The sequence below is a fragment of the Mesorhizobium sp. M7A.F.Ca.ET.027.03.2.1 genome, from assembly GCF_003999175.1.
Taxonomy (GTDB): domain Bacteria; phylum Pseudomonadota; class Alphaproteobacteria; order Rhizobiales; family Rhizobiaceae; genus Mesorhizobium.
Map to the genome: position 1 here is coordinate 1 of NZ_RZOM01000214.1, position 6,926 is coordinate 6,926.

A 6,926-nucleotide genomic window follows, 5' to 3' on the forward strand; every position below is an offset into this window, starting at 1 on the left:
ATCTCTACGTCACGGACGAGGGCAATAAACTGGTTGGCCTGGTGGTCCTGCGCGATCTGATGCTGAGCGAACCGGACGCCATTGTCGACCAGATCATGCTGCCCAAGCCGTTCGCTCTTCATGTCGGTCTCTCTTTGAGCAACGCCTGCAAGGCAGCGGTACGGCGTCACTACCCTGTCTATCCGGTGGTGGACGCGGAGAACCGGCTGCTCGGGCAGGTTCGCGGCTGGCGCTTGTTCGAGCAGCAAGTCATTGAGATTTCCGCTCAGTCTGGCCAGATGGTAGGTGTCCAGAAGGAGGAGCGCTCTTTCACGCCGCTGTTTTCAGCCTTCTTAAAGCGTCATCCGTGGCTGCAGTTGAACCTCCTGACGGCCTTCATGGCCGCATTCGTGGTCAGTTCGTTCACAGGAACCATCGAGAAGATCGTCACCCTGGCGGCATTCCTCCCGGTCTTGGCCGGGCAGAGCGGAAACACGGGCTGCCAAGCACTGGCTATGACGCTGCGTGGCCTTGCGCTGGGGGATGTGGACAAACGACCGAAGCTGCACTTGGTGGTGAGAGAGGGCGCGCTCGGGATCGCCAACGGCTTGCTTGTCGGCCTTCTTGCGGCTGCGGCGATGTGGTTCTACGCCTCGAGGCAACCGGAGTCGGCGGCCCAAGCGCCCATGTTAGCACTTGTGATCCTGCTTGCCATGTCCGGATCGTGCCTCATGTCTGGAATCTCCGGCGTGCTGATCCCGTTGGGCCTGCGCCGGGTCGGCGCCGACCCGGCGGTCGCTTCGGCGATCTTCCTCACCACCTTGACCGATATTGTAGGCATGGGCCTGATGCTGGGGCTGGCCACCATACTCGTGCTGTAGCGAGGTACGTTCCTGGGAAATTGGGGCAACAAGCTGATCTCGTCGCGTTCAGCGAATTGCGAGAGCCAGGCCGCATCGCGCACGCATCGTGAGAAGCACCCTCCGGCAGCTCTCTGACCCCTTGCGCAACGCGCCGGAAGACCTTTGGATAGGCCGTGGATGACCTTGAAGCCTATTCAGTGACCAGAACACGCGCAGAATCGCGCAAGCAATATTAACCTCGTCGGTTTGCGATCCGCCACTCAGGATCTGGTTGTTTGCTACTGGTGCCGAATCCTTCAATTACGTCCAGCAACTCCAAGCAGACGTTTTTGCGACCAGCGCAGCCAAAAATAGGAATAAGCCTGTTAGCTTGTTGCGCAGCTGCAACAGCTGCTGAGGCTCGCGTGATCTGGTGGCAGTTCAGTCGCCTTTTTTCTTGTAGTTATGCGATTCCTTCGCACTAGTCCGGTCGGGGTGGGTTCTCGGCATGCAATCTTCGTCTCGCACGATTTTCGGCTTCGCCGCAGCGCTGCTTTTTAGCGGGGTATTGCCGGCCGGCGCACAAGGTCTTTTTACGGCCTATGACGATGCGTTTTCGGCCCGCATCGCCAGTCCGGCCGACAATGGAACGCTCGCCCAATTCGTCACGGTTGCGGTCAACGCGGGCCAATACGATCAGGCGATCTCCTCAATCGAGCAGTATCTGATCCAATACCCCCGCGATGCGCGCGCCCGGCTTGCCGCCAGCCGGTTGTACTATCATGTCGGCTCCTATGAATTGGCCCGGCGGCAGGTGCAGTACGGCATCGAAGTCGGCGGTCTGACCGCGGGTGAGCAGCAGGAAGCTGTCCGCCTCCTCGGCCGGATCGATCGTGCGTTGCGTGGCGTCACCTGGGAACTCGCCCTGACCGGCGGCGTATTCAGCGCATTCACCGATTTTGCGCCGGGCGGGGCGCAGGACGAGGAAAGCTTCGTCTCGCCCTACGGGCGGGCGGAAGGCTTTGTCCGGTGGGACCTCGGCACGCCAAGTGCCGACGCGCTGGTGCTTTCAGGGTCGTTGACGGCGACAGAGCGTTTTTTCACGGAAGACCTGTCGGTTCCGGGTAGCGATAAGACTTTTGTCCACGGCAACGCAGCGATTACCTGGGACAAGGGGCTGCCCAATAGTGGGATCGATTCGCTTCGCCTGCTGCTCTCCGCGTTTACCGTTACAGACCGTTTCGACAGCGATATTCAGGAAACCGGCATTGGCCTTGGTGGACGTTTCCTCGTTCGACCGACGGTCGAAACGACGCTCTTCGCCGGTGGCGGCTACATCGATCTAAGCGCCTCGCAAGGCATTTTCGCCGACAGCAGGGTCTTCTATGAGGCAGGCGGCAGCTACCGCTTCCGTAATGGCCAGGCGCTCGGACTGCGCTTTGTCGGCTCGAACGACTTCGCTTCCGGATCTGGAGAAATCGGCCGCAGCTACTCAGGCGAGGTCCGCTATGGCGGCCTGTTGATGAACGTACCGGATCTTTTCGCATGGTCACACCAGATCGCCTTCTCGGCCGGCCACAGCGACATTCCCGATCTCTCGGTCGGCATCGGCACAAATATTAAGAGCGACTTCTGGCGCATTGCCTCGGAAAGCGATTTTCAGCTGACTGAAGCCCAGAAGATCAGCGTTGATCTCGCCTATCGAGAAACCACTTTCGCCATCGCCAACCGCGACCGAAAATCGTTCGAAATGCTCATGAGCTATACGTTGATGCTCAATTGAAAGAGGCCTCGATGAGGTACCGTCAGATCGCTCTTTTTATCGCCTGCCTTGCTTTCACGGTACCATCCGCCGCTGAGACAGTCGGGTCGATGACAGCCTATCAGACCAACATCGTCCGCAACAACGGTGGGACAATGAACGTTGGTGCTGGCGTCGAACTCGGCGACCAGTTGCGCAGTGACCCCACCGGTCTTGGAATGCTGGTGTTCCGGGATGAATCGAGCGCCAAGATTGGTCCGAACACCAGCCTGACAATCGATGAATTCGTCTACAATCCGGGCTCCGGTTCCGGAAAGATCGATATCGGGATGAACAGCGGCCTGGCACGTTTTTATGGCGGCCAAGTTTCTAAAGGGGGCGTCATGCAGGTTGCGACGCCGCACATGGTGCTCGGGGCGAGAGGCGGCATCATCGAAGTGCTGGTGGCAGCCGGCCAGACTGTCGGCATATTGCGCGCCGGCCGCATGACCTGCACGATCAGTGGCAAACGGCTGGTCATCACAAACCCGGGCTACGCCTGCACGTCGGCAGATGGCAAGCTGCTGACCGGCTACGGTGGCATCGACACCTTCCCGATATTGGACAGTATTGACCGGATAGCGGGCACCGGCCTGCCAGGGGCACCGGGTCCTGGGTTGGACGTAAGCGCAATTTGTGCATCGGCACTCGGCGGCTCGCTCGAAGTCTGCGGGTCCACGGACGGCGCATTGCCAGGAGTGGTCTTGGAATTCCCTGACAGCCCAATGCCACCTGCGGGCAGCGGGGGGCGGAGGGGCGAGTGTGAGGGTGAGCGTTGCTGTTACTACTGCGATTAGACTGGCCCCACGATGAGCCGCTTGGTCGGTAGTCCCTGGGCTGATTGGCGGCAAGCTGGCAGGCGCAAAATATCCGGCCTTGTGGTCGTGCTCCTGCTGCTCGCTTGCCATTTGGCTTTTGACGCACCGTTGTCGCGTCTGCGTGAGCGGACGTACGACTTCTACCAGTTTCTCGCCCCACGCCAGACGACGAGCAATCCTGTCGTGATCGTCTCGATAGATGACGCCAGCCTCAAGGCACATGGGCGATGGCCCTGGAATCGTGGCCTCTTGGCCGATCTGGTCGATGGCATCACCGAATCCGGCGCGGCGGTGGTCGGGCTTGCGCTGGTACTCCCCGAGGCCGACAACTCGCCTGAAGGCATCGCCGGAGACAAGCACTTAGCAGCGGCGCTGGCCAAAAATCGAACGGCGCTTGCCGTCAGCCTAGGCAATGAGGCGACAGTTTCAGAAGCAGAACCCAAAGCCGGCTGGTCGATCGTCGGGCAAGTACCCGATACACTTCCCGGCTTCACCGGCTTGACCGGCTCGCTTGCCGAATTCTCGAACACTGCCGCTGGCCTCGGCGTGATTCGCACCTTGCCTGATCCCGACGGCGTACTGCGCCATGTGCCGCTGCTCTGGCTTCGCAACACCGCTCAAGGCGTGCAGTTGTGGCCGTCCTTCGCACTCGAGCTCCTGCGCCTTTACGCTGGACAGGACGGGTACATAGCCCGGATGAATGCAGCCGGGTTCGACGCACTCAGGATGGCCGGCGCCATTGTGCCGCTCGAGCCGGAGGGGAGCATCCGCCTCTGGCAAACCGCCACCGATGCGCCCCGCCTGTCTGCCAGCACTATCCTCTCGGGCCATGGCGATCCGCGGCTGCGCGACGCCATCGCCATTGTCGACCTGTCGGCTGTGGGACTGACGCAGTACCTGCCCACGCCAAGGAGTCCAGCACGATCAGGAGCGGACATCCACGCCGATGCGGTTGGCCAGATGCTTGCCGGGCGCTACCTGGCCGAGCCAACGCACGCGCGTATGCTCGAGCGGCTCTGGTTTCTCCTCAGTGCCGTCGTTTTCATCGGGCTGTCCGGAGTGCTCGCCGGGCGTGTCGTGCTTGGCGCCCTCGCACTGGCGCTGCTGGCCGTCACGCCGTTTGTGTTCGGCGCTCTCGAGTACAGCATGCAGGGTGCACTCTATGACCCGCTGCAGCCGGCGCTTGCAACGATCATGGTTGCGGGCTTCGAAGGCTATGTCCTCTACAGGCGCAGCGAGCAGCGCCGGTCCACCTTGACGCGACAGTTCTCCCAATTTCTGTCGCCCTCCGTGGTGCAGCGCCTCGCAAGCTCGGACACCGAGGCAATCCTGTCTGGCGAGAAGCGCGAGATCACAATCCTGATCAGCGACATACGCGGCTTCACGACGATGAGCGAACAGCTCGATACCCATGAGATCGCCAAGGTAGTAAACCATTTCCTTGGTATTGCGACCGATGAGATACTCAAGCGCGACGGCACCATCGACAAGTTCATGGGCGATGCGGTGCTGGCCTTCTGGAACGCGCCGCTCGATCAACCCGATCATCGCGAGCGTGCGCTCGATGCGGGTCTTGCCCTGATCGAGCGGGTGGAGCGCGAAGATGCCGCCTTCACTGCGGATGGCCATCGCTCGATCGAAATCGGCGTCGCCATCGAGACCGGCATCTGCTCAGTAGGCAATTTCGGCTCCGAACGACGCTTCGATTACACCGCAATCGGCTCCCCGGTGAACCGCGTGGCACGTCTCGAGTCCACGACCAAGAAGCTGGGCATCCAGCTGGTGCTCGGACCCGGCTTTGCGGCAGGAGCATCGATGCCGGTCGTCCAGGCGGGCGCCTTTGAGCTCCAGGGTTTCAAGGGCGAGGTGCCGGTTTTCACTGTTCCGGAGATGCAAGCTGCTCACCAAGGTGTGAGCCGCGAAGTAGAGATCCAACAATCTGGCGCCCCTGGCGCGGTGGTTGGTTCGCCGCCATCCGAGCAAGTGACACCGCCTGATGTTGCGCCCCGAACCCGAAGCACACGCTGACCGGATTCAGCCGATCGCAGTGGTGCCGTCCTGCATCGTGAACTAAGACCGCTGGGGAGGCCTAGGTGCCATCAGGCGGCATCCGGCCTGCGCAGCCGTTGTTTTTGACGGCGGGCGTCTCGCACGCCTGCAGGATTAGGCCAATTTGGGCGGCCGCAAAATACCGGAGCTGAAAGTAGTCCATCTATTCCTGAAAGCTGCCATTCTATTTGCGGCCCCACGCTCATCAACCGTCTGCCGGCGCGCAGCGGTCGTCCAACAGAACACCGGCCGACCTGTTCAGTTCGAGTTGATGAGCGACCCACGCTCCAGCCTTCTCGCATGGCTGGAGCGACGCGGTAGAAGATGCCCTGGAACTGCTGAGGCTACGGAAACCTACAGATGCGGCTCCATTTCGGAGTGGAGCCGCGTATGCTAAGCGCCTTGTTTCGGTCGTTGAGGCGAACTCCTGCGATCCCATATGTGGACATAGTTGCTGAAGACGCCGTGGCGCTGTGAACCAGACTCGCGTGGGAGTGAGGTTGCAAAACGCCTCCTCCGGGTGACAACTCCCCGCAGAAAGCCGCTTCTTCAGACAGGCTCCGACCAAGCCGCAGGATAGGCGAGGCAGCCCCAGAATTTGGAGACCAGAATATGGCAAGCGGGGAGCAGCAAGACAAATCAGCGGCGGAAAAGGCAGTATGGCCGCTTCTCTTTCTAACGGCGGCGCTGCAGGCGTATCTGGGTCTGTCGTTGGTAGCCTATGTGTTCATGGGCGTGTCAAACCCGGGCTCCGGGATTGCCGGATGGACAGCGGCCATGACAGGCGGGCTCCAGACGATTGCGGCCATGGCGGCCTTTGTGCTGGCTGTTCAAGGCGATCTTCGCGGCACTAACCTGGCGTTAGCCGGCAGCATCATGCTGGGCTGGTTTTCGATGCTGCCTTCGGTCGCTGAGCAAGGGCTCGACTTTGGCGGTGACGACTGGGGTACCCCGGTCTATTTCGTGGTCTCCCCCATCATCGCGATCGTTACGGCAACGCTAGCTTGGCGCAACCTATACCTGGTCCCGGCAGCTTTCATCGTAACAGCACCGACCTTCATCGGCATTTTGGTCGTCATCGTCTTCGGAATCGCCATCGCTTTATACGGCTTCTGAATGCGTGGCAGGTTCGAGGCTCGAGGTCGCAAGGATTGGCTTCGGCCCGTGAATCCGAGGCGTATCGAAGGTCCGGCTTCGGGTCGCATCCGGCCCGCTGCAGCATTTTCCACTTTGAGGCGAAATCATTCTCGACTATGGTCTGCCAGACTTAAGGCATGGGGGATTGCCGATGGTTTTATCACGCAGGGGAGTCGTCATCGGCGGCCTGGCGCTGGTCGCGGTCGGTGCAACCGGCAATATTGTTCTAGCCGCGACGGCAAAATCCTTTTTCGCCGGTGACGCCAGCGACAACAATTTTGTCTATCGCAAGACCAACTT

5 protein-coding genes and 1 pseudogene are annotated in these 6,926 nt (G+C 60.7%); all 6 read left to right on the forward strand.

From position 1 onward, the window contains the following. A partial coding sequence (locus EN750_RS12015) for a magnesium transporter (protein WP_145967579.1) occupies positions 1-860 on the forward strand: 860 nt, incomplete at its 5' end. A 529-nt stretch (positions 861-1,389) separates the two neighbouring features. After that, positions 1,390-2,604, forward strand: coding sequence for a tetratricopeptide repeat protein (locus EN750_RS12020; protein ID WP_189526155.1), 1,215 nt, complete (start codon positions 1,390-1,392; stop codon positions 2,602-2,604). An 89-nt stretch (positions 2,605-2,693) separates the two neighbouring features. Continuing rightward, on the forward strand, positions 2,694-3,419 hold the full coding sequence (locus EN750_RS12025) for a FecR domain-containing protein (protein ID WP_189526157.1): 726 nt from the start codon (positions 2,694-2,696) through the stop codon (positions 3,417-3,419). Positions 3,420-3,506: 87 nt separating this feature from the next. Continuing rightward, positions 3,507-5,468, forward strand: coding sequence for an adenylate/guanylate cyclase domain-containing protein (locus EN750_RS12030; protein ID WP_189526159.1), 1,962 nt, complete (start codon positions 3,507-3,509; stop codon positions 5,466-5,468). Positions 5,469-5,709: 241 nt separating this feature from the next. Then, positions 5,710-5,808: pseudogene (locus EN750_RS40630) on the forward strand (integrase); the annotation flags it as partial. Between the two features lie 293 nt (positions 5,809-6,101). After that, complete coding sequence (locus tag EN750_RS12040) at positions 6,102-6,605, forward strand: hypothetical protein (protein ID WP_127396555.1); 504 nt, start codon at positions 6,102-6,104, stop codon at positions 6,603-6,605. The last annotated feature ends 321 nt before the right edge of the window (positions 6,606-6,926 follow it).